Below are 25,029 nucleotides of genomic sequence, written 5' to 3'. Positions count from 1 at the left end.
GATGAACATCCTTCTGCTGGGCGGCGGCGGCCGCGAACATGCGCTGGCGTGGAAGCTGGCGCAATCGCCCCGGCTTTCGACCCTCTATGCCGCGCCGGGCAATCCCGGCATAGCCCAGCATGCGCAACTGGTCGACCTTGACGCCACGGATCATCGCGCGGTGCTCGATTTCTGCACGCGCCACTCGATCGGCCTGGTCGTGATCGGGCCGGAAGCGCCGCTGGTCGACGGCCTCGCCGACAATCTCCGCACGATGGGGGTGCCGGTGTTCGGCCCCAACAAGAAGGCCGCGCAGCTCGAAGGGTCCAAGGGCTTCACCAAGGATCTGTGCAAGCGCGCGAACATCCCCACCGCCGCCTATGTCCGCGTCACCAGCAAGGATGGCGCGATCGCCGCGCTCGACGATTTCGCGCTGCCCGTCGTCATCAAGGCGGACGGGTTGGCTGCGGGCAAGGGCGTCATCATCGCCGAAACCCGCGAGCAGGCGCTCGACGCGCTCGACTCCATGTTCTCCGGCGCGTTCGGCGCGGCGGGCGAGGAAGTGGTGCTGGAAGAGTTTATGACCGGCGAGGAAGCGAGTTTCTTCGCCCTGACCGACGGCACCGCCATCCTGCCCTTCGGGTCGGCGCAGGATCATAAACGGGTAGGGGACGGCGACATCGGTCCCAATACCGGCGGCATGGGCGCCTATAGCCCGGCGCGCGTGCTGACCGCCGAAATGGAAGCGCAGGTCATCGACACTATCATCCGCCCCACGGTCGAAACGATGGCGGCGGAGGGGACGCCCTATTCGGGCGTGCTCTATGCCGGGCTGATGCTGACCGACGCAGGCCCCAAGCTGATCGAATATAATGCCCGCTTCGGCGACCCGGAATGCCAGGTGCTGATGATGCGCTTCGACGGCGATCTGGTCGAGCTGCTGCTGGCCGTGGCGCAAGGGCGGCTGGCGGAGCAAGGGCCTGTGGCGCTGGCCGACCGCACGGCGTTGACGGTCGTCATGGCGGCGAAGGGCTATCCCGGCACGCCGGAAAAGGGCGGCACGATCGCTGGCATCAAGGCGGCAGAAGCGCAGGGGGCCAGAGTCTTTCACGCCGGCACCGCTGATCGGAACGGGGCACTGGTTGCCAGTGGCGGCCGGGTGCTGAACGTCACCGCGACCGGCGACAGCGTCAGCGCCGCCCAGGCGGCCGCCTATGCGGCCGTCGATGCGATCGATTTCCCATCGGGCTTCTGCCGCCGCGATATCGGCTGGCGCGAGGTCGCCCGCGAAACGGCATGAGGCTCTTGCGGCGCGGCGCTGTCCGTCCTTAAATGCCTCCAATCATCATCAGGGGAGACGGCGGGCGATGCAGGAATTCTTCATGGACTATGGGCTGTGGCTGCTGATCGGCCTGCTCGTGGTGATCGCTCTGGTCTTCCTCCTGTCGGGACGCAGCAAGGCGGAACCCGCCACCGACGCTCCGCCGGCCCCTGCCGAGGTCGCACCGCTCCCGCCCGAGGCCGTCCCCGTCGCGGCCGCCCCCCAGCCCACGGCCGTCGTCGCGGCGCCCGAGGCCGTTCCGCCGGCGCCCGTCCTGGTTCCGGCCGAGCCCGAGATGCCGGCCGCGCCTCAGCCGGCCTCCGAACCGATCCCCGCTTCGCCGGCCGTCACCGCCGCCCCGGAGCAGCCCGACGACCTGCTCCGCCTGAAGGGCGTCGGCCCCAAGCTCAAGGCGCTGCTGATCGAACTCGGCGTCACGCGCTATGCCCAGATCGCCGCCTGGTCGGACAGCGACATCGCCGCGATCGACGCCCGCCTCGGCAATTTCAAGGGCCGCCCGGTGCGCGACCAATGGGTCGATCAGGCCAAATATCTGGCCGCAGGCGACATTGCGGGCTTCGAAGCGAAATACGGCAAGGTCTGAGCAACGAACGCCGTGCCCGCCTCAATGGCGCGCGGGCACCGCGTCGGACTGGCGGCGGATCAGCTGATAATCCAGCTTCACCTTGCCGACGATCCCGTGCGCGCCTTCGTCCTGGCTGCGGAAGCGCATCGCCAGCAGGCCGATCGCCTCGCGGCTCATGTCGCGGATCGGCTGGCGGATGGTGGTCAGCGCCGGCCAGATCGCGCTGGCGAGCGGCGTGTCGTCAAAGCCGCAAATGCTGATTTCCGCCGGCACGTTGATCCGCCGCTGATGCGCGACCGTGATCGCGGCGGCGGCCATGTCGTCATTGCAGGCGAAGATCGCGGTCGGGCGCTGGCTCAGCGTCATCAGCCGCTCGGCCGCGTCCAGCCCGGATCGATAGCTATAGTCGCCCGCCACGATCAGCGCCTCGTCCACTGCCAGTTCATGGCTCGCCATCGCATCGCGGAAACCCTGGAGCCGCCGTGCGCTTGATCGGTGGCGCGGATTGCCGGCGATGAAGCCGATCCGCTGATGCCCCAGTTCGATAAGGTGTCGGGTCAGGTCATAGGCGGCATGACGGTCGTCGGTGCCGACGCTAAGCATCTCGCCCCCGTCCTGGTCCGGGGCGACCGCCACGACCGCGATGTCGCGGGCATGGAGCGCGTCGACCAGTTCGGCCCAGTCGCACAGCGGCGGCGGCAGGATGACGCCGGCGACATGCGCTTGCGCCACCTGCTCGACAATCTCCTCGGCATAGGCGCCGGGCGCGCATTGCTCGACCACCATATGCAGGTGCCGCTGCGGCGCTTCGCCCAGGGCGCCCAGCAGCAGTTCGCCGAGATAAGCCGATGTGGTCGAATTGCTGTGCAGCAGCGCCACCCGCCGATCGACATTGCCGGCCAGCGCGCGGGCCGAGGCATTGGGGACATAGCCGAGATCCTTGACCGCCTGCTCGACCGCGCGCTGCGCCTTGGCGCTCACCAGAGCCTTGCCGTTCACCGCGCGCGACGCCGTCATCACCGACACGCCCGCCTTCGCCGCCACATCCCTGATCGTCGGCGCCTTGCCGTTCTGGTTCTTGTCCATGCCCTTGTCGTAACCGCTTTTCGCGCGAAGGAAAGCCGCCGGCTCAGCGGAACAAGCGCAGGTCGAAGGCGTCGGCCATCGCCTTGAAGCCCGCGTCATTGGGGTGGAGCGCGTCGCCCACATCATAGGGCTTCGCCATGCGCGCGGGATCGTCCGGATCGGCGACCGCCTTGTCGAGATCGACAAAGCCGTCCGCTTCCCGGCTGGTCCTGATCCAGTGGTTGACGGCCATGCGCGCCGTCTCGCCCGGTTCGCTCCAATAGCCCGCGCCCTTATAGGGCAGGATCGTGGCGAGGATCACCTTTACGCCCCGGTCATGTGCCCGCGCGATCATCTGGCGGTATGCGCCGATCAGCGCCTCGGGCCGCAGCATCTGCCCGGCGCGCGCCGCATTGCCGAGGTCGTTCACCCCTTCCAATATCACGACGTGGGTGACGCCGGGCACCGCCAGCACATCGCTGTCGAACCGCGCCAGCGCATTATAGCCCGCGCCGTCGGACAGCAGCCGGTTGGCGCTGATCCCGGCATTGGCGACGCCGACCGATGTCCGCCCGGCCTTCTGCAACCGCTCCGCTAGCAGGTCGGGCCAGCGGCGATTGCTGTCGGGGGTCGCGCGCACCCCGTCGGTGATCGAATCGCCCAGCGTGACGATCGTGGTGCCGGGCTTGCGATTCTCGACCTCGACGGCGGTCAGGATCAGGCGCGGTTCGATCCGGCTCTCGCCCGTCATTCGCACTGCCGCCGTCTGGGCGCCCGGCGCGGTCCAGCCGGTGGCGGCCGAATAGCTGTGGACCGTCGCATCGGGCGCGCCGCGCGGCAGGTGGATGCTGACCGTGACATGCGTCAGTGGCCTGACCGGCATCGCGATCGGGTCGCTCAACAGCGGCGCGCGTGCGGGGATCAGCGCATCCCGCTGCCCGTCGAAGGTAACGACATGGTCGGACCCCGGCACGATCGCGCCATTCTCCCCCGCCAGCGCGACATGCACCGCGCCCAGCTCCAGCGGCTGGATCGACATTTCGTTGGAGAGGCGCAGGCGGATGCGCTGGCCGCCGCTGCTGATCCGCACCACCTGCCGGACGGTCCGATCGCTCAGGTTCGGGCGCTTCTCCGCAGGGCCGCTCGCGACCTGCGGCGCGGCCATCCAGCTGCGCGACCAGCCCTCCGCCAGCGCCGGCGCAGCGCCCAGAGCCAGCACCAGAGCCGCGCCGATCACGCCCGTCCGCATCCTTATTCTCCTACAAAGAAGCCCGCCGGTCATAGGCGACCGGCGGGCTTCTTTTAGCGGCGCTTGCCGATCCCTCAATATTGAATGGTAACGGTCACCGCGCGGCGATTCTGCGCCCAGGCCGCTTCGTCCGATCCCAGCGCGGCCGGCCGTTCCTTGCCATAGCTTACCGTGGTGATCCGGCCCGGATCGATGCCGAGCGAGGCGAGATAATTCTTGGCCGCATTGGCCCGGCGCTCGCCAAGCGCGATATTATAATCGCGGGTGCCGCGCTCGTCGGCATGGCCCTCGATCGTCACGCGCACCGACGGGTTCTGCTGCAACCAGGCCGCCTGGCTCTGGAGCGTCGCCTGATCCTCGGCATCGATGTCATATTGGTCGAGGCCGAAGAAGATACGGTCGGACGCGACCGACGCGACGAAATCCTCCTGGCTGCCCTTGCGCGGGCCGGCGGGCGTCGCGGGGCCGCTTGGGACCGTCGCGCCGGTTCCCGATCCGGCGGGCGGCGGCGGCAGGTCGGCCGGCGGCTTCTTCGAGCAAGCCGCCAGCGCGATCATGGCGCTCGCCATGATGAGGGTCCGGGACAATTTCATCGGGGTCTCCTTTATCTCGTCTGCCCACCCGCGAAGACAGGTCATGGTTCGTGAAGTTCGTTACGCTGTCAAGACGAAGTGGTTCCCTCGGCCCTCAAGGCAGCAACGGACCCCAGGCCGGGTCGGAGCCGCTCAAGGGGGTCGGTATGCGCCGCTCGTTCACGCCGGTCAGGTCCACCTGCCACACCTGGCTGCTGCCCTGTCGGCCCGGCGTCGTGCGGAAGAATTGGAGGACGCGGCCGTTGGGCGACCAGGTCGGCTGCTCGTCCTGCCAGCCATTGGTCAGGATGCGCTCATTGTCGCCGCTCGGTGTCATCACCGCGATCTTGAAATCGCCCGACAGCTTGGTGAAGGCTATGAGGTCGCCGCGCGGCGACCATTCGGGCGTCGCATAGCGCCCGCCGCCATGGCTGATCCGCTGCTGGTTCGATCCGTCGGCGTTCATGACGTAGAGTTGCTGCCCGCCCGAGCGGTCGCTCTCGAACACGATTCGGCTGCCGTCGGGCGAGTAACTGCCGCCCACGTCGATGCCGGGCGAAGTGGTCAGCCGCACCGGCGCCCCGCCGCTCGCGCCGACGCGATAGATATCGGTGTTGCCGGCCACCGCCATGGAGAAGAGGATGCTGCGCCCATCGGGCGACCAGCGCGGCGCGAAGGTCGGGTTGTTGCTTTCCGTCACCAGCCGCTGCTGTCCGCTGCCATAGTCATAAACGTAGAGGCGCACCCGGCTCCCCAGATAGCTGACATAGACGATCGACTTGTAATCGGGCGACCAGCGCGGGGTCAGCGCGATCGACTGGCCGTTGGTGATGAAGCGGTGGTTCGCCCCGTCCGAATCCATGATGGCGAGCCGTTTGGTGCGGTTCCCCTTGGGGCCGCTCTCGGCGATATAGGCGATGCGGCTGTCGAAGAAGGGACTTTCGCCCGACAAGCGCGCATAGATGGCGTCGGCGCATTTATGCGCCGCCCGCCGCCAGTCGCGCGGCGCGACGACATAGCCCTGCCGCGTCAGTTCCTGCTTCAGCGCCACGTCGTAGAGATAGCAGCCGACGGTGATGTCCGCCTCGCCCCCGGTCGTGCGAACGAAGCCCTGCGCCAGCGCCTGGTATGCGCCCCATTTGTCATAGACCGGGTTGGTGACTTCGGGGAAGGCGATCCCCGGCATCCCGCCCGGTCCCAACGGGTCGAACAGGCCCGAGCCTTTGAGGTCCGCCGCTATCACCTCGGCGATCTTGCGGCCAAGGTCGGACGCGGTGCCCGCCGGCGTATCGACATCCTGCTGCGCGGGGAGGGCGGGCACCGCGATCTTGAGGTTGCTGTCGATATCGCCGGTGACGTCGACCGACAGCTGCGCCAGGGCGGGTGCGGCCAGAAAGGCGGACAACGCGGCGGTCGCCACGAGCAGGCGGCGCAACAAGGGGGTCTTCATCGGTTCAGCCTCGCGTCAAAGCGGAGTGGCCGCAGCCATTTCCATTGGTCGTAAAATTCACCCGGCAGATTGCGGAACGGCGATGCCAGCTTCACGGCCTGGATCGCGCGCTCGGCATGCAGCTTGGCCTGCGGCTGGTTGCTCGCGGTGACGCCCTGCTGGTCGATCACCTGCGGCGTGCCGACGATGTTGCCATTCTGGTCCAGACGCACTTCCAGCAATGTCACCAGCTTGTCCGCATCCGCGCCCGAAGGCGGCCGCCAGTGCGGCTTTAGCTGCCGGCGGATTTCCGCGTCCAGCGCCGCCTTCTGCTGCGGCCCCATGGCGGCGGCGGGCGGCGGCGCGGGCTTGCGCGGGGCATCTTCGGTGCTGTCGATGCCCTTGAGGAAATCCTTGCCCAGCAGCGACCCGCGCGCCTTCTCGGCCTTGCCTTGGCCCGATGCCTTGGCGGGCGCGGTGGCCTTGCTGCTACTGCTGTTGCTCTTGGCGGAGGCCGAGGATTTGGCCTCGCTCTTCGCCGGCTTGGCGGGCGCGGCCGCTGCCGGCTTGGGCTTTTCAGGCGTCGGTTTCGCCTTGGGTGCGGGCTTCTCCGGCGATGGCTTGGGCTTCGCCGGAGCCTTCGCCACCGCCTTCTTGGCCGGAGCGGGCTTTTCCTGCGGCTTGGGCGGCTCGACCTTCTTGGGCGGGGGCGCGGGAGCGGGCTTGGGCGCTGGAGCCGGCTTCGGCGGGGGCGGCGCTGGCTCGGGCTGGGGCTCGGGTTCCGGCGCGGGCTTGGCGTCTTCGGTCGGCCCCTGCTCGGGCGCGACGCTGGGCGGAGGCGGCTGGGTCGACACCTGCGGCGCGGTGGATTGCAGCGCGACCTCGTCCACCAGGCTGACGTCCATCGGCGGCGACTTGAGCTTCAGCGGATTGGGCGACGCCAGGAAACCGGCGGACAGCAGGCCGAACAGCAGGACATGCCCCGCCGTCGCTACGCCCAAGCCGATCTTTTCCGCGCGCTCCATATCCCCGGCCTATGGCCCCTATTCTGAACCGCCGCTGGCCGAACCAGCGTTCGAGCCGGCATCGGTGCTGACCAGCGCGACCTTGTTGAGCCCGGCGCGATTAAGTTCGCCCATCACCCGCATCACCCGGCCATAATCGAGCGCGGTATCGGCGCGCAGGAAGATCTGCGGCGGCTCGGCCTTGCCGGCATTGGCCGACATGATCTCGGCCAGCCGATCGGGCAGGTCGGCATCGCTGATCTGCGCGTCGTTGATGAACAGGCCACCGTCGCGGTCGATCGACACGACGGTCGGCTTCTGATCCTCGTCCAGCGCCTTGGCGCGGGTTTCGGGCAGGTTCACCGGCACGCCCGTTACCAGCAGCGGCGCCGTCACCATGAAGATGATGAGCAGCACCAGCATGACGTCGACCAGCGGCGTCACGTTGATCTCCGCCATCGGCGGACGCCCGCGCCCGCGCCTGCTAGAAGGAGGGCCGGACATCGCCATCAGTCGCGCCCTCCCGCGCCAACGCCCGTTCGGTTCGAGCCTGTCGAGAACGACGCCCACAGTTCTCGACAGGCTCGAACCGAACGGATGTGGCTAGCCGGGGCGCGCTTCATCGTTGCGCCTCCAACTCGCGGCTCAGCGTCGCGTAGAAGCCGTCGGCGAAGCGCGACAGGCCCGCTTCCAACCGGTTGATGCCGTGGCTGAAGCGGTTGTAGGCGATGACCGCCGGGATCGCCGCGAACAGGCCGATGGCGGTCGCGAACAGCGCCTCCGCGATGCCGGGCGCGACCACCGCCAGGCTGCTATTCTGCTCCGCCGCGATCGAGGTGAAGGCGCGCATGATGCCCCAGACCGTGCCGAACAGCCCGACGAAGGGCGCGACCGATCCGATCGTCGCCAATATGTTGAGCCGGTCGGACAGCTGATCCACTTCCGCAGCGATCGCGCTCGACATGGATGTGGACAGGCGGTCGCGCGTCCCCTCCCGGTCGATCACCCGCTGCGCGGTCGATCGCCGCCATTCGGTGACGCCCGCCGCCATCACCTTGGCCGCCGGGAAATCGGTCTTGCCGCGCGATTCATAGAAGCGGTCGATATCCTCCGCCTTCCAGAAGTCCGCCTCGAACTTGCGGCTTTCCTTGCTCGCCCGGCGCAGCGTGACGGAAAAGCCGATGATGATCGCCCAGGTCCAGATGCTGGCGAGCAGCAGCCCGGCCATCACGCCTTTGACGACGATATCGGCCTGAAGGAACAGGGCGAGGGGGGAAAGGGTCGCGGCGTCGGTGATCGCGCCGGCGGGCAGGTTGAGGCTCATGGGTGAAGATCGTCCCCTTGGCAAAGGCGGGTGTAGATGTCGGTCCAGGCTTTGGGCTGGCGCTGCGGCCGGCCCTGCGGCGTCAGCCAGGCGACGGTGATGCTGGCGTCCGTCAGTTCCTCGGCGTCGCGCATGACCGCCTGCCCGATGGTGCAGCGCGTCGGGCGCACCTCGGTCACGCGGCTCACCACCGTCAGATCATCGTCCAGCCGCGCCGGGCGGCGATAGCGGATCGACAGGTCGGTGACGGCATAGACGCCGCTGCCGCCCTCATGCTCGCTGCGCTGGTCGATCCCGGCGAGGCGCAGCATGTCCGATCGCGCTCGCTCCATATAGCGCAGATAATTGGCGTGATAGACCAGACCCGACAGGTCGGTATCCTCGAAATAGATGCGCAGCGGGAAGTGATGCACCGCGGAAACGAAGCGGCCGGACGCGGGCATCAGGGGGGGCAAGGACATGGGCCGGCTTTTAACCATGGCGCACCCTCCACGCAAAGCCGGAAATCATTCATCCATGTCATCCGTCGCGCGGCGCTGTTCGCTTTGCCGCCTCACGCATTTGACAGGGTGCGGGCACTGGCGGCGAAGGCGAGCCGCCGCTAAGGGAGAGCGAAACGATGGAGGGAGACAGGCATATGACGGATATTCGCACCCTGGGGGTGATCGGCGCTGGACAGATGGGCATCGGCATCGCGCAGGTATCGGCGCAGGCCGGCTATGACGTCATCCTCTCCGACATCGACCTGCCCCGCGCCGAAAAGGGCAAGGCGAACATCGCCAAGCTGCTGTCGCGCGCGGTGGAGAAGGAGAAGATCAGCCAGACCGATGCCGACGCCACGCTGGCGCGCATCACGCCGGTCGGCGAACTCGCGCCGCTCGGAGCCGCGCAGTTCGTGATCGAGGCCGCGACCGAACGCGAGGAGGTGAAGCGCGCCATCTTCGGCAATGTCGGCGCTCTGCTTGGCGCGGACGCGATCCTCGCCACCAACACCTCCTCCATCCCGATCACCCGCCTGGCGCAGGCCGCGCCCGACGCAGGCCGCTTCATCGGCCTGCATTTCTTCAATCCCGTACCCGTTATGGTGCTGGTGGAGATCATCCGCGGGCTCGCCACCACGCCGGAAACAGTCGCGGCGGTGGAAGCCTATGCGACGAAGACCGGCAAGACCGTGGTCCACGCCTTCGATGCGCCCGGCTTCGTCGTGAACCGCATCCTGCTGCCGATGCTCAACGAAGCCGTGTTCGTTCTGGGCGAGGGCGTGGGCAGCGTCACCGACATCGATCAGGGCTGCAAGCTCGGCCTCAACCACCCGATGGGTCCGCTGACCCTGCTCGACTTTGTCGGCCTCGACACGGCGCTCGAAATCCTCAACGTGTTCCTGACCACCACCGGCGATCCCAAATATCGGCCGGCGCCCTTGCTGGTCAAATATGTCGAAGCGGGCTGGTATGGCCGCAAGACCGGGCGCGGCTTCTACGACTATTCGGGGCCGGAGCCGGTGCCGACCCGCTGATCGGGTCAGCCCGCGCTCAGCCCATGCTTCTTCATGCAGTGCCGCAGCTGGTCGTAGCTGAGGCTCAGCGCCTTCGCCGTTGCGCGCTGGTTGTAGCGATAGCGCTCCAGCGCGGCGCGGATGATCGCGACCTCATGCGCGTCCACCGCTGCGCGCAGATCGCTGATGTCGTCGAACGTCGCTGGCGGCGCGCCGACTGACGGAGCGGGGGCGGTGGCACCGCCTTCCTCCGCCCTCGGCATCAGCGCCTTGGGCTTCCAGGGCGAGGCGAAGGGGTCGAAGGTGATGCGGCTGATCGGCTTATTGGGTTCGTCCCAGCGATAGACCGCGCGTTCGACCACGTTGCGCAGCTCGCGCACATTGCCCGGCCAGCCATAGCCTTCCAGCTCGGCGGCGCAGGCGGCGGTGAAGCCCGGCCATTGCGGCCAATTGAGTTCCGCCGCCATGCGCCGCCCGAAATGGTCGGCCAGCACCGCCACGTCGCCCTCCCGCGCGCGCAGCGGGGGCAGGGTGATGACCTCGAAGCTCAGCCGATCGAGCAGGTCGGGGCGGAACCGCCCGGCGTCGGCGGCGGCAGGCAGATCCTCGTTCGTCGCCGCCACGATCCGCACGTCCACCGTCACCGGCCGCGACGCGCCGATCCGCGTCACCTCGCCATATTCGATGACGCGCAGCAGCCGCTCCTGCGCCGCCATGGACAGGGTGCCGAGTTCGTCCAGGAACAGCGTGCCGCCGTCCGCTTCCTCGAACCGGCCCGGCCGCGCCTTGGTCGCGCCGGTAAACGCGCCCTGCTCATGGCCGAAAAGCTCCGCCTCGATCAGCGTCTCGGGCAAGGCGGCGCAATTCATCACGATCAGCGGCTCGCCCCAGCGCGGTGAGAGGTGATGCAGCCGCTCGGCGATCAGTTCCTTGCCGGTGCCGCGCTCGCCGATGACCAGCACCGGGCGGTTGAGTTCGGCCGCGCGCCCGGCCTGTTCGACGGCGTCCAGAAAGGCGAAGCTCTGGCCGACAAACTGCGTATTTTTCTCCATGTGCCAACTTATGGTGAAATGTCCCACTGCTTGGCAAGCGAGATGTTGGAATGCGCCTTGCGCCTATGGCCGAAACCGGCAGATTTGTGCGCCTTTCCGCAAATTGGCATGCCCTCTGCAAAGCTCAGGACAATCCGCGAAAAAGATGCGGAACCACATGAAGGCCAAGGTTCAGGGAGTGTGAAATGAACAAGCAGACCAGCAGCATCCGCGAGATCGGCCAGCTGATGTCGGTCGCCATCGCCGCCGTCCTGTTCGGATCGACCATGATCCTTTCGGCGGTCGGCCCGGCCCGCGCCAGCGAAAAGGCGCCCCGCGCCAGCGAAACCCCCGCGCTTGCCAAGCACGACATGGCCGCCCCTTCGCGCTATCTTGCGTAAGGACGCGGTTCGCACAGCCACGACCAGGAGTAACGATAAAATGGGCATTTTTTCCCGCACCCGCGACATCATCGCCGCCAATGTGACCGACCTGCTCGACAAGGCGGAAGACCCGGCGAAGATGATCCGCATGATTATCCTCGAAATGGAGGAGACTCTGGTCGAGGTGCGCGCCTCCGCCGCCCGCACCATCGCCGACCAGAAGGAGATGCGTCGCCACATCGCCAAGCTGACCGCGCTTCAGGACAGCTGGACCGAAAAGGCGCAGCTGGCGCTCAGCAAGGACCGCGAGGATCTGGCGAAGGCCGCGCTGGTCGAGAAGCAGAAGGCGGCCGACATGGCCGAGCAATTGGGTCATGAGATCGAGGTGCTGGACGAGGCGCTCGCTGCGTCCGAAGCCGACATCGCCAAGCTCCAGGCCAAGCTGCGCGAGGCGCGCGCCCGCCAGAACAGCATCGTCACCCGGATGCAGAGCGCCGAAAACCGCCTGCGCGTCCGCGAAGCCTATGCCGGCGAAAAGGTGAACGAGGCGTTCGCCCGCTTCGACATGCTGGAGCGCCGCGCCGACCTCGCCGAAGGGCGCGCCGATGCGATGGGCCTGGGCCAGCAGCCCAAGACGCTGGAGGAGGAGATCGCCGAGCTGAAAGCGGCCGACAAGGTCGATGCCGAGCTTGCCGCGCTCAAGGCGTCGATGAACAAGGGAGCCTGAACCGATGGAGGACGTGTTTCTGCCCGTCGTCATCTGCGGCATGTTGTTCATCGGCATGCCGTGGCTGATCTTCCACTATGTCACCAAGTGGAAGCAGGCGCCCAAGATCACCGATGAGGACGAGAAGCTGCTGGACGAACTCCACCTTCTCGCCCGCCGCCTCGAGGAACGGCTCCAGACGGTCGAGCGGATCGTCGCCGCCGACAATCCCGATTTCCGTCCGCAACGTCCGACCCAGGAAACGGACGACTACAGCTTCGACCGGAGGAACTGACATGAGCGCCCGCCGTACAAAATTCTATCTCGACAAGGCTAATGGCAAGGTCATGGGCGTGTGCTCGGGCATTGCCGACTATACCGGGATCGACGTGGTCTGGGTCCGGGTCGCGATGTTCCTGTCCTTCTTCATCATCGGCTGGACGCTGCTCGGCTATTTCGCGATCGGCGTGATCGCCGACAACAAGCCGTCGGGCCTCTACACCGACCGGGACGACCAGAAATTCTGGCAGGGCGTGCGCGCCAACCCGGCGCGTTCCACCCGCGACGTGCGGGCGAAGTTCCGCGACATCGACCGGCGCCTGGCCGACATCGAAATCTACTATACCAGCCGCAACACCCGCCTGGCCGAAGAGATCGACAGCCTGCGCTGACGGCTTCGGCCAAGAGGAAGGGGAGAATCGTCATGAGCTTCGGCAGTCCGCTGTTCATCCTTGCGATCATCGCGATGTCGACGATCGGTTGGGCTTTCACCACCTGGGTCCGCGCCCGCCACGGTTATCCTGTGGAAAATGAATGGTCCGGCGTCGCTCATCGAACCGATCCCGACGCCGGTCGAAAAATCGACCTTCTTGTCTGCGAAAACGAAAAGCTGACGGGCCGCATCAGCCGCCTCGAAGACCGCATCGCCGTGCTGGAAAGGATCGCCACCGATCCCGCCACCCGCACCGCGCGCGAAATCGACGCGCTGCGCTGATCCGGCCGAAGCCAAGGGGAGTTAAGGACATGTCTCAGATAAGCGGCTTCGCGCCCATCGCCTTCGTGCTCGGATCGCTCGCCATCGGCGGCTGGATTTTCACCACCTGGCTGCGGATCAAGCACGGCTATCCGCTGGAAAACAGCTGGGGCAAGGCAGTCTATCCGCAGAAGAATGAGGAAATGGTGGAACGCATCCGGCTGCTGAGCCAGGAAAATGCCCAGCTCCGCGCCGAGGTCGGATCGATGAAGGATCGCCTCGCCGTGGTGGAGCGGATCGTCACCGACGAAAGCCACCATCTGAACCGCGAAATCGAACGGCTGCGCGGCCCGGCGAACTGACCCGCGCAGCGCACATCTTCAGGGAGTAGTCCTATGGGCCCATTTGAAATGGTGGTCGCCATCATCGCGATCGTCATGATTGCACAGGTCGTGAAAGCGAAGATGGGCGTGGTGCGCCGCGACAAGGGTGAGGATTTCATCCATCGCGGCCCCGACCCGGAGGCCGAGCGCCTGCGCGCCGAGGTCAAGGCGCTCAAGGATCGCGTCGCCGTGCTGGAACGGCTCGCGACGGACAGCTCCACCGCGCTGGAGCGGGAATTTGAAAAATTGCGGGACCGCGACTGACAGCGGTTCCTTTCGACAGGGAGGCTTAGATGCAAGACCCCTATCTCTATCTCACCCTCGCGGCGACCAGCCTCGCTGGTCTCGCGATCGTCGCAGCCGCCACGCTGCGGGGCTGGAACGGCTGGCTGGAACTCAAGCGGGCGGAACTCATCCGCTACGCCCAGAGCGAGGACAGCGCGCCGCCTTCGGCGGCCGCCCGGATCGAGGTCGCGGACCTCAAGGAACGCATCCGCAAGCTGGAAGCGATCGCGGCGGGCGTGGACCTGTGAGGTAAGTGGCGGGCGCAGGTTACGCCCGCCACTTGGCCCATCAGCCGCGCAGGCTGCCGCCCAGCTTCTGCGCCGCCTTCACCACCGCCGCGCTGACGGCTTCCAGCTCTTCCTGCGAAAAGCTCTTCTCGCCCGGCTGAAGCGTCACCTCGACCGCCAGCGACTTATAGCCTTCTTCCACGCCCGGCCCGGTGAAGACGTCGAACAGCCGCGCCTCGACGATGCTCTTCTTGTCCGCGCCCCTGACCGCGCGCACCAGCGCTTCGGACTGCACCTCGGCGGGGACAAGGAAAGCGAAATCGCGTTTCACCGCCTGCAACGCCGGTGGCGCATAGGGGGGACGCATGAAGCCGCTCTTGCGCTTGGCCGGAATCGCGTCGAGAAAAATCTCGCCCGCGACCACCGTGCCAGTCAAGCCGAACGCCTTGGCGAGGCTGGGATGCAGCACGCCATATTCGGCCAGCACCTGCTTGGGGCCAAGCCGCAGCGTGCCCGACTGGCCGGGATGATAAGCGCCCGATGCTTCGCCGAACATCTGGAGATTGGCGATCGGCGCGCCCGCGCCCGCCAGCAGCGCCATCGCCTCGGCCTTGGCGTCGAAGGCGTCGAAGGGCTGCGCCTTGCCCGTGCGCCAGCCGCGCGGAGCCTTCTCGCCCGCCAGCACGAAGCCCACCGTCGCCCGCTCGCCCTGCGCGAAATAGCGCCGGCCCAGCTCGAACAGGCGGATCGACGCCGCGCCGCGATCCATGTTGCGCGCAGCGGCCGACAAGAGGCCCGGCAGCAGCGAAGGCCGCATGACCTTCAGATCCTCGGAGATCGGATTGGCGAGGGTCCAATGCCCGCCGCCGACGCTCGCCGCTTCCTTCTCGGAAATGAAGGACCAGTTGATCGCCTCGGCGAGGCCCCGCGCCGCCGCCGTCCGCCGCACCCGGCGCTCGACCAGTTGCTCGGGCGTGGCGGTGGGCCGCGCGACGCCCGGCGCGCGCGGCAGCGGCGTCGAGGGCACATGGTCGAGCCCGACGATCCGCACCACTTCCTCGACGATGTCGGGCCAGCCGTCCACGTCGCGCCGCCAGCTCGGCACGCCGACCTGCCAACGCGCCGGCGTCATCACCGGCATCCCGTCCTGATATTCGACCGACGCGGTTTCGACCGCCACGTCGAAGCCCAGGCTTTCGAGGATGTGCTGCTGCTCGTCCGCCGGCACGTCCACGCCCGCGAGCGCCAGACAGCGCTCGGGCGCATAGTCCACGACCTTCGCTGGCACCGGCGGCGCGCCCGCGCGGGTCGCCTCAGACGGGGTTCCGCCGCACAGATGGGTGACGAGGAAGGTCGCGATCGACAGGCCATCGTCCAGAAACGCCGGATCGACCCCGCGCTCGAACCGCCCGCGCGCGTCGGAGGTGAGGCCGAGCTTCTGCCCTGTCACCGCGATCCGTTCCGGCGTGAAATAGGCGCATTCGATCAGCACGTCGTTCGTGCTCTCCTGCGCGCCCGAATGTTCGCCGCCCATGATGCCGCCGATATCGTGTACCGCTTCGTCGTCGGCGATCACGGTCATCGTCTCGTCGACCGTATAGGTCTTGCCGTTGAGCGCCAGCACCTGCTCACCGGCACGCCCCTTGCGCGCGACCAGCCCGCCCTTGAGCGTCGCAAGATCATAGACGTGGAGCGGCCGGCCGAGATCAATCATGATATAGTTGGTGATGTCGACCAGCGCGCTGATCGGCTTCTGGCCGATGGCTTTGAGCTGCCTCGCCATCCACTCCGGCGACGCGCCATTCTTCACGCCGCGCACGACGCGGGCGTAGAAAGCCGGGCAGCCGTCCGCATCCTCGATCCGCACGTCCGGTCTCGGCCCAGTGCCGACGATCTCCGGCACGATGATGGCGTTGAGCGTCCCAAGCCCCGCCGCCGCCAGATCGCGCGCGATGCCGCGCACGCCCATGCAGTCCTGCCGGTTGGGCGTCACCGACACGTCGATCACCGGATCGTCCAGCCCCGCCCATTGCGCATAGACCTGCCCGACCGGCGCGTCGTCCGCCAGTTCGATGATCCCGTCATGATCCTCGCCCAGTTCCAGCTCGCGATAGCTGCACATCATGCCGTTGGAGTCGACGCCCCGGATCGCGGTCTTCTTGAGCACCATGCCATTGGCCGGCACGACCGCGCCCTCGACCCCGAACACGCCGACCAGCCCCGCGCGCGCATTGGGCGCGCCGCATACGACCTGCAGCGGCGTGCCGTCGCCATGATCGACGGTCAGCACTTGGAGCTTGTCCGCCTGCGGATGACGCTCGGCCGTCAGCACCTTGGCGATCTTGAACGCGCCCAGCTTGTCGGCCGGGTTTTCGACGCCCTCGACCTCAAGCCCGATGGCGTTGAGCGTCTTGAGGATCGTCGGCAGCTCCGCATCCGTCGCCAGATGCGTCTTGAGCCAGCTCAGCGTGAACTTCATGCGCCCACTCCCCCGCTCAGCGTCGGCACGTCCAGCGCCGAGAAGCCATAATGCTTGAGCCAGCGCAGATCGCCGTCGAAGAAAGCGCGCAAGTCGTTCATCCCATATTTGAGCATGGCGAGCCGATCGACCCCGGTGCCGAAGGCGAAGCCCTGCCATTCATCGGGGTCGAGCCCGCACGCCTCGATCACGCGGCGGTTGACCATGCCGCTGCCAAGCACCTCCAGCCAGCCGCCGTCCGGCGCATCGCCGTCGCCGCCGATCACCCGCTGGCCGCTGACCAGCGTGTAGCCGACATCGACCTCCACCGACGGCTCGGTGAAGGGGAAATAGCTCGGCCGCAGCCGCAGGACGATGTCCTCCCGCTCGAAGAAGGCCTTGAGGAAGGTCTCCAGCGTCCATTTGAGGTGGCCCAATGTGATGCCCTTGTCGATCACCAGCCCTTCGATCTGGTGGAACATCGGCGTGTGCGTCGCGTCGCTGTCGCTGCGATAGACCCGGCCCGGCGCGATGATGCGGATGGGCGGGGGCGTGGTCATCATCGTGCGGACCTGCACCGGCGACGTATGGGTGCGCAGCAGCATCTTCTTGCCCGTCCCGTCGTCGGGGAAATAGAAAGTGTCGTGCATCGCCCGCGCCGGATGCGTCTCCGGGATGTTGAGCGCGGTGAAATTATGCCAGTCGTCCTCGATCTCCGGCCCGGTGGCGACGGAGAAGCCAAGGTCCGCGAAGATTTCCGCCAGTTCGTCCATCACCTGGCTCACCGGATGCACGCTCCCCTGCGGCGCGGCGTCGGCGGGGAGGGTCATGTCAACCTTTTCGCTGGCCAGCTTCGCGTCGAGTGCCGCCTGCTCCAGCGCCGCCTTCTTCGCCGCGATCGCGGCCGTCACGCTCTCGCGCAGATCCTGGATCGGCGGCCCCTTCTCCAGCCGCTCGTCGGGCGACATGGGGCCAAGCGTCTTGAGCAGCCCGGTGATAACCCCGCTCTTCCCCAGCGCGCCGACGCGCAACGCCTCCAGCGCGTCGAGCGTGTCGGCAGCGTCGATATCGGCGATCAGGCCGGCTTTGAGGTTGGCAATTTCATTCATAAACGTCATTCCCGCGAAGGCGGGAATCCATCTCCCGCGCTGTCCGATAGTGCCGACGCTCAATCGACGCGCCGGCTGTCCAATGGCTCAAACCCGAAATCGCGTGCCAGATCGCGCCAATCCGGATTGGTCCGTTCGATCAGGTCGATCTTCCACTGTCTGTTCCACTTTTTGATCTGCTTTTCCCGCCTTATCGCCTCTTCCATGGAGCCGCCGCTCTCAAACCAGACCAACCGATGCACGCCGTAGTCGCTAGTGAACCCCTCGATCAAGCCGGAACGATGCTGATGGAGGCGTTGGATGAGGTTTGACGTGACGCCGACATAAAGCGTCCCGTTCCTGTGGCTGGCGAGCAGATAGACGGTCGGATGGAAGTCGCGTGGCATGGCGAGGTCCGGAGATGGATTCCCGCCTTCGCGGCAATGACAAGATGAGTATGACTACGCCCGCGCCCCCAGCAACGCCCCGCCAAAGCCGATGAACAGCAGCCCGGTCCCCCGATTGAACAGCCGCTGCCGGTTCGCCGGCTCCAGCCAGCGCGCCAGCCGCGCGCCGCCCAAGGTATAGACGCCGTACCAGAAGCTCTCGATCACGACGAAGCTCGCGATCAAGATGCCGAGCTGGAGCCAGAAGGGCCGGTCGAGCACGATGAACTGCGGGAAGAGCGCGGCGGCGAAGATGATGAGCTTGGGATTGGACAGCCCCGTCAACAGCCCCGTCGCATAGAGCGCCCGATCCGACCGCACCGGCCGGGCAGCGTCGCCGCCGCTCACCGGCGCCCGCCACGCCTTGATCCCTAGCCACACAAGATAGGCGACGCCAGCATAGCGCAGCACATCGAACAATCGCGGCGAAGCCTTGAGCAACGCCCCCAGCCCCAGCGCCGACGCGACCAGGCACAGCAGCACCGCGCTCATCAGCCCCGCCATCGTGGCGAGCGCCTTGCGCGGCCCATGGGCGATGCTCTGCGTCATCACATGCAGCATGTTCGGCCCCGGCGTCGCCGAGATCAGGAACACCGCCGTGACGTAAATCCACCAGAGATGCAGCGACATGGGATGAGTCCTTCTGATGCGGTCCACCACCTCCGTTCGTTTCGAGCCTGTCGAGAAACGGAAGCGATGCCCCCCCCCCGGCTTCTCGACACGCTCGAAGCGAACGGAGGTTAAGCAAAAACAAAAAGGGCGCCGAAGCTATCTGCCCCGGCGCCCCTTTGGACGATCTTGCGATCGATCCGGCTCAGGCCGCGGGCAGCGCAGCCTTCGCCTGGGCGATGATGGCGCTAAACGCCTCGCCTTCGTGCATCGCAATGTCGGCCAGAACCTTGCGGTCCAGCTCCACGCCGGCCAGCTTCAGGCCATGCATGAACTGCGAATAGGTCAGGCCCTCGGCGCGGACGCCGGCGTTGATGCGCTGAATCCACAGACCCCGGAAGGTCCGCTTCTTCACCTTGCGGTCGCGATAGGCGTATTGGCCGGCCTTTTCGACGGCCTGACGCGCGATGCGGATGGTGTTCTTGCGACGGCCATAATAGCCCTTCGCCTGATCCAAAATCCGCTTATGCTTCGCCTTGGTGGTTACACCACGCTTGACACGTGCCATGGGTCAGAACTCCTTACTTGAGGCCATAGGGCGCCCACAGGCGCACATGACCGGCGTCGGCGTCCGACAGGACGGACGTGCCGCGGTTCTGACGGATATACTTCGCATTGTGGCTGATCAGCCGGTGACGCTTGCCAGCGACGCCATGCTTGACCTTGCCGGTGGCGGTGAATTTGAAGCGCTTCTTCACACCGCTCTTGGTCTTCATCTTGGGCATTTTCGTCTCCTTGTTCAGCGCGACGATTACAGACGGCCACGGCAGCCCTAGTTAGCCGGGCAGTCCCACTGAATATCGCGAAGGGCGCCCCTTAGTGGCGTGACGCGCAAAAGGCAAGCGATTCGGCCGCGTCCGTCAATGATGGTGATGGTCGTGGCCCGCCGCGTGCAGCGCCTCCAGCACATCCTCCAGCCGCGCCGGATCGCCGAGCGCCAGCACATCGCCTTCGCTCTCCGCGTTAAGCGGCTCGCCATTCCAGTCGCACATCAGGCCACCCGCGCCTTCGACCACCGGCACCAAAGCAGCGAAATCATAGCTTTGCAGACCGGACTCGATCACGATGTCGAGGAAACCGGACGCCAGCAGCCCATAATTATAGCAGTCCCCGCCATAGACCGGCCCCTGGCGCGGCGATCCGCCCGACACGGCGGCGACCAGCGCCATATAATGCGCCACGTCGCTCTCGGCGAACAGGTGCGGGCTGGTCGTCGCGATCCCTGCGCCCTCCAACGCGCGGCAGGCGCGGGTCCGCGCCGGCTTGCCGTTGAAGGTCGTCGGCTGCCCGCTCATGCCCGCCCAGCGTTCGCGCGCGATCGGCTGGTCGATGATCCCGATCGTCGGCCATCCCCCCTGCGTCAGCGCGATCAGCGTGCCGAATATCGGCCGTCCTGCGATGAAGCTGCGCGTGCCGTCGATCGGGTCCAATATCCACACCCGCTCGGCGTCGGTCCGCACCGATCCATATTCCTCGCCGATGATTCCGTCGCCCGGCCGCTCTTTCTCCAGGATCGCGCGGATCGCGGCCTCGGCGGCGCGATCCGCTTCGGTCACCGGCGACTTGTCCGCCTTCATCTCGATATCGTAGCGCGCGCGGAAGAAGGGGCGGATCGCTTCGCCCGCCGCGTCGGCAAGGCGGTTGGCAAGGGCAAGGTCATCGCGGCTGGTCATAGTCCGCGGCCCTAGCGGATCGGTTAAGCCTTCCGCAACCCGGCCGTCTTAGGCTGCGACGGAAAGGGGGCGGGATATGGCGCTGCTGGGATGGATGGTGAGCTTTGTCGCTCTGTTCGGCGGCCTGGCGCTGCGGCAGGACATGCCGGTCGGCGGCTCCGTCGCCATCTCCAACCTGCTGATCGGCCTTGCTATCCTCGCCTGCCCGATGCTTTGGCGCGACAAGCCGATGGGCGTGTCCCGCGCGCAGCGGATCGTCGCTGCGCTCGCGCTGATCCTTGCCCTGCCGCTGATCCTGCTGCCAGCCGCCTGACGCCCCGTCAGTCGAACAGGGTGGACACCGACAGAGTTCGGCTGAACGATCCCCCGGATCGTCCGCCAGCCTATTCTCCTTTCAGTCGAACAGGCTGGACACCGAACTCTCATCCGCGATCCGCTTGATCGCCTCGCCCAGCAGCGGCGCGATCGGCAGATGGCGGATATGCTTGGCGTTGTTGACCGCATCGGTGCCCTGAATCGAATCGGTGATGACCAGCTCCAGCAGGTCCGACGCCTCAACCCGCGCCACCGCGCCGCCCGACAGCACGCCATGGCTGACATAGGCGACCACATCCTCCGCCCCCGCCGCCTTCAGCGCATTGGCGGCGTTGCAGAGCGTGCCGGCCGAATCGACGATATCGTCGATCAGCACGCAGAAGCGGCCCTTCACGTCGCCGATGATGTTCATGACTTCCGATTCGCCCGCCCGCTCGCGGCGCTTGTCGACGATGGCGAGCGGCGCATTGTCGAGCCGCTTGGCGAGCGCGCGGGCGCGCACCACGCCGCCGACATCGGGCGACACGACCATCAGGTTGCGGTCGCCGAAGCGCGCCTGAATGTCCGCCGACATCACCGGGGCGCCGAACAGATTGTCGGTCGGAATATCGAAAAAGCCCTGGATCTGCCCCGCATGGAGATCGACCGAGAGCACCCGGTTCGCCCCCGCCGTGGTGATGAGGTTCGCGACCAGCTTGGCGCTGATCGGCGTGCGCGGGCCGGGCTTGCGGTCCTGCCGGGCATAGCCGAAATAGGGGATGACCGCCGTGATCCGCTTGGCCGACGCCCGCTTCAGCGCGTCGATCATGATGAGCAATTCCATGAGATTGTCGTTGGTCGGGTAGGCGGTCGACTGGATGACGAACACATCCTCGCCCCGGACATTTTCATGGATTTCCACGAAAACCTCTTCGTCGGCGAAGCGACGAACGCTGGCGTCGGTCAGGGGGATTTCGATATAGTCGGCGATGGCGGCCGCGAGCGGCTTGTTGGAATTGCCGGTCATGAGCTTCACGGCCTAGACTCCCCGAGTGACGTGACGGATTGATGACGCTGCGCGAGACGCGGCCCCTTTAGCGGCGCATGTGGACGCTGGAAAGGCGTTTTGCGCGCCTGAGGGAAATGGATTAGGGCGCGCCCATGACCGTCACCACCCGCTTCGCGCCGTCGCCCACAGGCCATCTTCATGTCGGCAATATCCGCGCCGCGCTGCACAACTGGCTCTGGGCGCGCAAGGCGGGCGGCCGCTTCCTGCTGCGCCTCGACGATACCGACCTGGAGCGCTCGCGCCCCGAATATGCTGACGCGATCAAGGCGGACCTCGGCTGGCTCGGCCTCGGCTGGGACGGGGAGGAGCGGCAGTCGGACCGCTTCGCCCTTTATGAAGCGCGGTTCGAGGCGCTCAAGGCCGCTGGCCGCGTCTATCCCGCCTATGAAACCGCGCAGGAACTCGACCTGCGCCGCAAGGTCTTGCTGGGGCGTGGCCTGCCGCCGGTTTACGATCGCGCCGCCCTGTCGCTGACGCCGGACCAGATCGCCGCTTATGAGGCCGAAGGCCGCACCCCGCACTGGCGCTTCCGGCTGGACCATGACCGGCCGATCGCCTGGACCGACCTCATCCGGGGCGAGCAGCGCTTCGATCCCAAACTCTTGTCGGACCCGGTCGTCCGCCGCAGCGATGGCAGCTGGCTCTACCTGCTGCCCTCGGTCATCGACGACATCGACATGGGCGTCACCCATGTGCTGCGCGGCGAGGATCATGTGTCCAACACCGCGACCCAGATCCAGATGTTCGAGGCGCTCGGTTCATCGCTCCCCGCCTTCGCGCATGAAGCGCTGCTGACCGGGGCGGAGGGCAAGCTGTCGAAGCGGCTGGGATCGCTCGGCGTCGCCCATTTCCGCGATGCGGGACTTGAGCCGATGGCGATCGCCGCGCTCCTTGCTCGCCTCGGCAGTTCCCAGCCGATCGAACCGTTCGCCGATATGGCTCCGCTGATCGACAGTTTCGACTTCGCCCATTTCAGCCGCGCCCCCGCCCGCTTCGACGAGGCCGAACTCGCCGCGCTCAACCAGAAGATCGTCCATCTTCTGCCCTACGACGCCGTGGCGGATCGCGTTCCCGAAGGCATGGACGCGGCGGCATGGGACGCCATCCGTCCCAATCTGGAAACGGTCGCCGGCGCCGCCGACTGGTGGCGCATCGTCACCGGCCCTATCGCCGCGCCCGAGCCCGCCGAGGAGGACCGCGCCTTCCTCGCCGCCGCCCATCGCATCCTCACCGAAGCGCCGTTCGACGCCGATATCTGGCGCACGCTTACCAACGCGCTCAAGGAGGAGACCGGTCGCAAGGGCAAGCCGCTGTTCCTACCGCTCCGCCGCGCGCTGACGGGGCTGGATCATGGACCGGACATGGGGCAGTTGCTGCCGCTGATCGGCCGGGAAGAAGCGCTGCGCCGTCTGGCGGCAGCGCAGCGGGGCAATGGTTGCGGCGACACCCCCTTCTGATAGGCTGAGGCGCGTCGGTCGGAGAGTCGCAATGATCTTTGAAAGTTCCAGCAAGGCCGTCGCGTTCCTATATGTGACCGACCGAAGCAGGGCATTGGCGTTTTACGGCGATCTGCTCGGCCTGGAACATAAGAGCGCGGATGCGTTCGGCGATTTTCTGAGCGCCGGCGACACGCTGGTCCGCATGACCGTCATGCCTGACCATCAGCCCGGCCCGCACCCGGTGTTCGGCTGGGACGTGGCCGACATCGCTGCCGCTGCCCAGGCGCTCCGCCGCAAGGATGTTTCCCTCATCGTCTATGACGGCATGGGCCAGGACGAGCTGGGAATTTGGACCGCCCCGGACGGGAAAGCGAAGGTCGCCTGGTTCAGGGACAGTGAAGGCAATCTGCTCAGCCTGTCGCAAAGCTGAGCCGGGCGGGTCAACCCTGAACGGTCAGCGCAACGCCGCCAGCGCCTTGCCCACCGCCGCTATCCCTTCGGGCGCAGCGGCAAAGCCCATATGGGTGCAGTCCACCTCGATTGCTTTGTCACGTTCGCCGGCGCGACCGCGCGCGCATTCGGGCAGGATGACGCCGTCCCGCTTCGACCACAAAGCGACTGTCGGCACCGGCGGCTTTTCCTCACGGGTGCAGGGGAAGGGCGGGCGATCGACCGGGAAGCCGGAGACCAATTGATAGAGCCGCCAGGCATGATTGGCGCGCGGATCGCCGGAAAAGGGCGTCCCCATCGTTACGACGCCACCCACCTTGTGAGGCGCGAACTTCGCATATTCGCGCGCATAAAGACCGCCCAGGCTCCAGCCGACAAGAGTAACCGGCGCGTCGCTCTCCTCGCGGATCGCTTCGACCCGGCTGTCGATCCGGTCCAGGCTGTCGGGCCGAGGCCCGAAATTGCGGCCCATCCCCCAGTCATGAGCGCGATAGCCGCCCAGGGTCAGGATATGCCGCAGCCAGCCCATCCGCCGCTCGGACGCCATCAGGCCGGGGATCAGCAGCACATGCCGTCCATCGCCGCACATCCGCTCGGCAAGGCCAGCCGCCTCCGCCTTGGTCCGGGCAAGATCGAAAGGCACCGCCAGGTTGCCCAGAAGCTGCTGCAAGGACGGCAGCTGCGTCGCGCGGGGGCCGGGCGCGAGCCGTCCCTCCCAGAAATGGGTGATGGCTTGGGCATAGGGTTGAACGGCAGGCGGCACGACGATGGATATCCTTGGCCCGGTCGGGCAAAGATGACATTGTCGTGACAAACGCGGCGAACGTCCATCGGTTTCACCGCCTGCTATGAACGGTTCGTCGTTTGTGACAGCTCAGGGCGCGAGCGGAGAGGTCTGCGTCACCGCCGCGCCGGTCGTCCCGCGCAACTGCCGCGGTTCCAGGATCGCCGCCGTCTCAATGAGGTCGAGCGCCCGCCGTGCCTCGATGTAGCGCCGCGCCGCCTGCACCCAGCGATCGGCCGCCGCCTTGCCCGGCATCCGCTCCACCTCGGCCAGCGCCGCGCCGACGCGCCCGCTGTCAATGTATCGCAGCGCCCGATCCAGCGCCGCCTCCGGCTGGGGCGAGGGCGTGCTCGCCTTGCGGATCGAAACCAGTTCGCGCGCTTCATGTTCCAGCGCCGTCCACCAATTGGCGCCGGGCGGCGTCCGCGTCACCTGATCGGCGACCTGGTTCAGGCTCGCGCGCAGGTCCATGAGCGTGATCGGCTCGCGCGCCGCGTTGATGATCGCCGCCACCGCGCGCGGCTGCGCCTGGCCGAAGCGCAGCCGCAACTGCCCCTCGATATAGCCGAGCGGCGCGCCGCTATCGAGCGCCCGGCGCGCGGCGAAGGCGACCAGCAGCCCTTCGGCGCGCGCGGCATTGCCCGACG

Annotated in this window: 32 protein-coding genes and 1 pseudogene; 14 read left to right on the top strand and 19 right to left on the bottom strand. The window is 66.9% G+C overall.

Going from position 1 to position 25,029, the window contains the following annotated elements:
• Window position 1: 1 nt before the first annotated feature.
• The gene (gene purD / locus V2B31_RS04955; RefSeq protein WP_328276100.1) at window positions 2–1,279 is read left to right on the top strand and encodes a phosphoribosylamine--glycine ligase; all 1,278 of its coding nucleotides are present in this window, start codon (window positions 2–4) and stop codon (window positions 1,277–1,279) included.
• Between the two features lie 67 nt (window positions 1,280–1,346).
• Entirely contained in the window at window positions 1,347–1,904 is a 558-nt protein-coding gene (locus tag V2B31_RS04950) for a hypothetical protein (protein WP_328275973.1), read from the top strand.
• A gap of 21 nt (window positions 1,905–1,925) precedes the next feature.
• Here the strand turns inward: V2B31_RS04950 and V2B31_RS04945 are convergent, their stop codons facing one another.
• The 8 genes from V2B31_RS04945 to V2B31_RS04910 form a co-directional block, all read right to left on the bottom strand.
• On the bottom strand, window positions 1,926–2,972 hold the full coding sequence (locus V2B31_RS04945) for a LacI family DNA-binding transcriptional regulator (protein ID WP_328275971.1): 1,047 nt from the start codon (window positions 2,970–2,972) through the stop codon (window positions 1,926–1,928).
• A gap of 43 nt (window positions 2,973–3,015) precedes the next feature.
• Window positions 3,016–4,200, bottom strand: coding sequence for an SGNH/GDSL hydrolase family protein (locus tag V2B31_RS04940; RefSeq protein ID WP_328275966.1), 1,185 nt, complete (start codon window positions 4,198–4,200; stop codon window positions 3,016–3,018).
• A gap of 74 nt (window positions 4,201–4,274) precedes the next feature.
• Window positions 4,275–4,793 (bottom strand): peptidoglycan-associated lipoprotein Pal, encoded by a 519-nt coding sequence (gene pal, locus V2B31_RS04935; protein ID WP_328275963.1) that lies wholly within the window; start codon window positions 4,791–4,793, stop codon window positions 4,275–4,277.
• 94 nt (window positions 4,794–4,887) lie between these two features.
• Window positions 4,888–6,222, bottom strand: a complete 1,335-nt coding sequence (tolB, locus tag V2B31_RS04930) for a Tol-Pal system beta propeller repeat protein TolB (protein ID WP_328275961.1) — start codon at window positions 6,220–6,222, stop codon at window positions 4,888–4,890.
• A complete protein-coding gene (locus V2B31_RS04925) occupies window positions 6,219–7,226 on the bottom strand; it encodes a cell envelope biogenesis protein TolA (RefSeq protein WP_328275957.1) in 1,008 nt (335 codons plus the stop codon). The genes tolB and V2B31_RS04925 overlap by 4 nt, the downstream gene beginning before the upstream one ends.
• Window positions 7,227–7,244: 18 nt before the next feature.
• Complete coding sequence (gene tolR, locus V2B31_RS04920) at window positions 7,245–7,715, bottom strand: protein TolR (RefSeq protein ID WP_328275954.1); 471 nt, start codon at window positions 7,713–7,715, stop codon at window positions 7,245–7,247.
• A gap of 109 nt (window positions 7,716–7,824) precedes the next feature.
• Window positions 7,825–8,529, bottom strand: a complete 705-nt coding sequence (gene tolQ / locus V2B31_RS04915) for a protein TolQ (protein ID WP_328275952.1) — start codon at window positions 8,527–8,529, stop codon at window positions 7,825–7,827.
• A complete protein-coding gene (locus tag V2B31_RS04910) occupies window positions 8,526–8,990 on the bottom strand; it encodes a YbgC/FadM family acyl-CoA thioesterase (protein ID WP_328275949.1) in 465 nt (154 codons plus the stop codon). The genes tolQ and V2B31_RS04910 overlap by 4 nt, the downstream gene beginning before the upstream one ends.
• A gap of 176 nt (window positions 8,991–9,166) precedes the next feature.
• Here V2B31_RS04910 and V2B31_RS04905 point away from each other — a divergent pair, with 176 nt between their 5' ends.
• Complete coding sequence (locus tag V2B31_RS04905; RefSeq protein ID WP_328275945.1) at window positions 9,167–10,045, top strand: 3-hydroxyacyl-CoA dehydrogenase NAD-binding domain-containing protein; 879 nt, start codon at window positions 9,167–9,169, stop codon at window positions 10,043–10,045.
• 5 nt (window positions 10,046–10,050) lie between these two features.
• On the opposite strand, the gene pspF is transcribed toward V2B31_RS04905, so the two are convergent.
• On the bottom strand, window positions 10,051–11,076 hold the full coding sequence (pspF, locus tag V2B31_RS04900) for a phage shock protein operon transcriptional activator (RefSeq protein ID WP_328275940.1): 1,026 nt from the start codon (window positions 11,074–11,076) through the stop codon (window positions 10,051–10,053).
• Between the two features lie 185 nt (window positions 11,077–11,261).
• On the opposite strand from pspF, the gene V2B31_RS04895 reads away from it, so the two are divergent.
• Genes V2B31_RS04895 through V2B31_RS04860 form a run of 8 tightly spaced genes read left to right on the top strand, consistent with a single transcriptional unit; the run spans window position 11,262 to window position 14,033 of the window.
• Entirely contained in the window at window positions 11,262–11,456 is a 195-nt protein-coding gene (locus V2B31_RS04895) for a hypothetical protein (RefSeq protein WP_328275936.1), read from the top strand.
• A gap of 40 nt (window positions 11,457–11,496) precedes the next feature.
• Window positions 11,497–12,165 (top strand): phage shock protein PspA, encoded by a 669-nt coding sequence (gene pspA, locus V2B31_RS04890; protein WP_328275935.1) that lies wholly within the window; start codon window positions 11,497–11,499, stop codon window positions 12,163–12,165.
• A 4-nt stretch (window positions 12,166–12,169) separates the two neighbouring features.
• On the top strand, window positions 12,170–12,439 hold the full coding sequence (gene pspB / locus V2B31_RS04885; RefSeq protein WP_328275931.1) for an envelope stress response membrane protein PspB: 270 nt from the start codon (window positions 12,170–12,172) through the stop codon (window positions 12,437–12,439).
• A gap of 1 nt (window position 12,440) precedes the next feature.
• The gene (gene pspC, locus V2B31_RS04880; RefSeq protein ID WP_066764369.1) at window positions 12,441–12,815 is read left to right on the top strand and encodes an envelope stress response membrane protein PspC; all 375 of its coding nucleotides are present in this window, start codon (window positions 12,441–12,443) and stop codon (window positions 12,813–12,815) included.
• 32 nt (window positions 12,816–12,847) lie between these two features.
• Window positions 12,848–13,138, top strand: coding sequence for a hypothetical protein (locus V2B31_RS04875; RefSeq protein ID WP_328275924.1), 291 nt, complete (start codon window positions 12,848–12,850; stop codon window positions 13,136–13,138).
• A 29-nt stretch (window positions 13,139–13,167) separates the two neighbouring features.
• On the top strand, window positions 13,168–13,479 hold the full coding sequence (locus V2B31_RS04870; RefSeq protein WP_328275922.1) for a hypothetical protein: 312 nt from the start codon (window positions 13,168–13,170) through the stop codon (window positions 13,477–13,479).
• Between the two features lie 33 nt (window positions 13,480–13,512).
• Window positions 13,513–13,764 carry a hypothetical protein gene (locus tag V2B31_RS04865; protein ID WP_328275920.1) on the top strand — a complete coding sequence of 84 codons (252 nt, stop codon included), beginning with the start codon at window positions 13,513–13,515 and terminating at the stop codon, window positions 13,762–13,764.
• A 29-nt stretch (window positions 13,765–13,793) separates the two neighbouring features.
• Window positions 13,794–14,033: a hypothetical protein gene (locus V2B31_RS04860; protein ID WP_328275918.1), complete on the top strand. Its 240-nt coding sequence runs from the start codon at window positions 13,794–13,796 to the stop codon at window positions 14,031–14,033.
• Window positions 14,034–14,073: 40 nt separating this feature from the next.
• Here the strand turns inward: V2B31_RS04860 and pheT are convergent, their stop codons facing one another.
• From pheT to hisN, 7 genes are all read right to left on the bottom strand, one after another.
• Complete coding sequence (pheT, locus tag V2B31_RS04855; RefSeq protein WP_328275917.1) at window positions 14,074–16,491, bottom strand: phenylalanine--tRNA ligase subunit beta; 2,418 nt, start codon at window positions 16,489–16,491, stop codon at window positions 14,074–14,076.
• Window positions 16,488–17,579, bottom strand: a complete 1,092-nt coding sequence (pheS, locus tag V2B31_RS04850; RefSeq protein WP_328275915.1) for a phenylalanine--tRNA ligase subunit alpha — start codon at window positions 17,577–17,579, stop codon at window positions 16,488–16,490. The genes pheT and pheS overlap by 4 nt, the downstream gene beginning before the upstream one ends.
• A 59-nt stretch (window positions 17,580–17,638) precedes the next feature.
• Window positions 17,639–17,965 (bottom strand): GIY-YIG nuclease family protein, encoded by a 327-nt coding sequence (locus V2B31_RS04845; RefSeq protein WP_328275913.1) that lies wholly within the window; start codon window positions 17,963–17,965, stop codon window positions 17,639–17,641.
• Window positions 17,966–18,019: 54 nt separating this feature from the next.
• The gene (locus tag V2B31_RS04840) at window positions 18,020–18,634 is read right to left on the bottom strand and encodes a LysE family translocator (RefSeq protein ID WP_328275911.1); all 615 of its coding nucleotides are present in this window, start codon (window positions 18,632–18,634) and stop codon (window positions 18,020–18,022) included.
• A 184-nt stretch (window positions 18,635–18,818) separates the two neighbouring features.
• The gene (gene rplT / locus V2B31_RS04835; protein ID WP_007711871.1) at window positions 18,819–19,181 is read right to left on the bottom strand and encodes a 50S ribosomal protein L20; all 363 of its coding nucleotides are present in this window, start codon (window positions 19,179–19,181) and stop codon (window positions 18,819–18,821) included.
• Window positions 19,182–19,194: 13 nt separating this feature from the next.
• Window positions 19,195–19,398: a 50S ribosomal protein L35 gene (gene rpmI, locus V2B31_RS04830; RefSeq protein WP_066699836.1), complete on the bottom strand. Its 204-nt coding sequence runs from the start codon at window positions 19,396–19,398 to the stop codon at window positions 19,195–19,197.
• 135 nt (window positions 19,399–19,533) lie between these two features.
• The gene (gene hisN, locus V2B31_RS04825; protein WP_328275906.1) at window positions 19,534–20,346 is read right to left on the bottom strand and encodes a histidinol-phosphatase; all 813 of its coding nucleotides are present in this window, start codon (window positions 20,344–20,346) and stop codon (window positions 19,534–19,536) included.
• 76 nt (window positions 20,347–20,422) lie between these two features.
• Here hisN and V2B31_RS04820 point away from each other — a divergent pair, with 76 nt between their 5' ends.
• A complete protein-coding gene (locus tag V2B31_RS04820) occupies window positions 20,423–20,659 on the top strand; it encodes a hypothetical protein (RefSeq protein WP_328275904.1) in 237 nt (78 codons plus the stop codon).
• An 81-nt stretch (window positions 20,660–20,740) separates the two neighbouring features.
• On the opposite strand, the gene V2B31_RS04815 is transcribed toward V2B31_RS04820, so the two are convergent.
• Window positions 20,741–21,676: a ribose-phosphate pyrophosphokinase gene (locus tag V2B31_RS04815; protein WP_328275902.1), complete on the bottom strand. Its 936-nt coding sequence runs from the start codon at window positions 21,674–21,676 to the stop codon at window positions 20,741–20,743.
• A gap of 125 nt (window positions 21,677–21,801) precedes the next feature.
• Here V2B31_RS04815 and gltX point away from each other — a divergent pair, with 125 nt between their 5' ends.
• Window positions 21,802–23,166, top strand: coding sequence for a glutamate--tRNA ligase (gene gltX, locus V2B31_RS04810; protein WP_328275900.1), 1,365 nt, complete (start codon window positions 21,802–21,804; stop codon window positions 23,164–23,166).
• A 31-nt stretch (window positions 23,167–23,197) separates the two neighbouring features.
• The gene (locus V2B31_RS04805; protein WP_328275899.1) at window positions 23,198–23,578 is read left to right on the top strand and encodes a VOC family protein; all 381 of its coding nucleotides are present in this window, start codon (window positions 23,198–23,200) and stop codon (window positions 23,576–23,578) included.
• A 24-nt stretch (window positions 23,579–23,602) separates the two neighbouring features.
• On the opposite strand, the gene V2B31_RS04800 is transcribed toward V2B31_RS04805, so the two are convergent.
• Window positions 23,603–24,361: an esterase/lipase family protein gene (locus V2B31_RS04800; RefSeq protein ID WP_328275898.1), complete on the bottom strand. Its 759-nt coding sequence runs from the start codon at window positions 24,359–24,361 to the stop codon at window positions 23,603–23,605.
• Between the two features lie 111 nt (window positions 24,362–24,472).
• A pseudogene (locus V2B31_RS04795) lies at window positions 24,473–25,029 on the bottom strand (hypothetical protein); the annotation flags it as partial.

It is taken from the genome of Sphingobium sp., from assembly GCF_036170395.1.
Taxonomy (GTDB): Bacteria; Pseudomonadota; Alphaproteobacteria; order Sphingomonadales; family Sphingomonadaceae; genus Sphingobium.
This window is presented reverse-complemented; position numbering and strand designations above follow the sequence as displayed.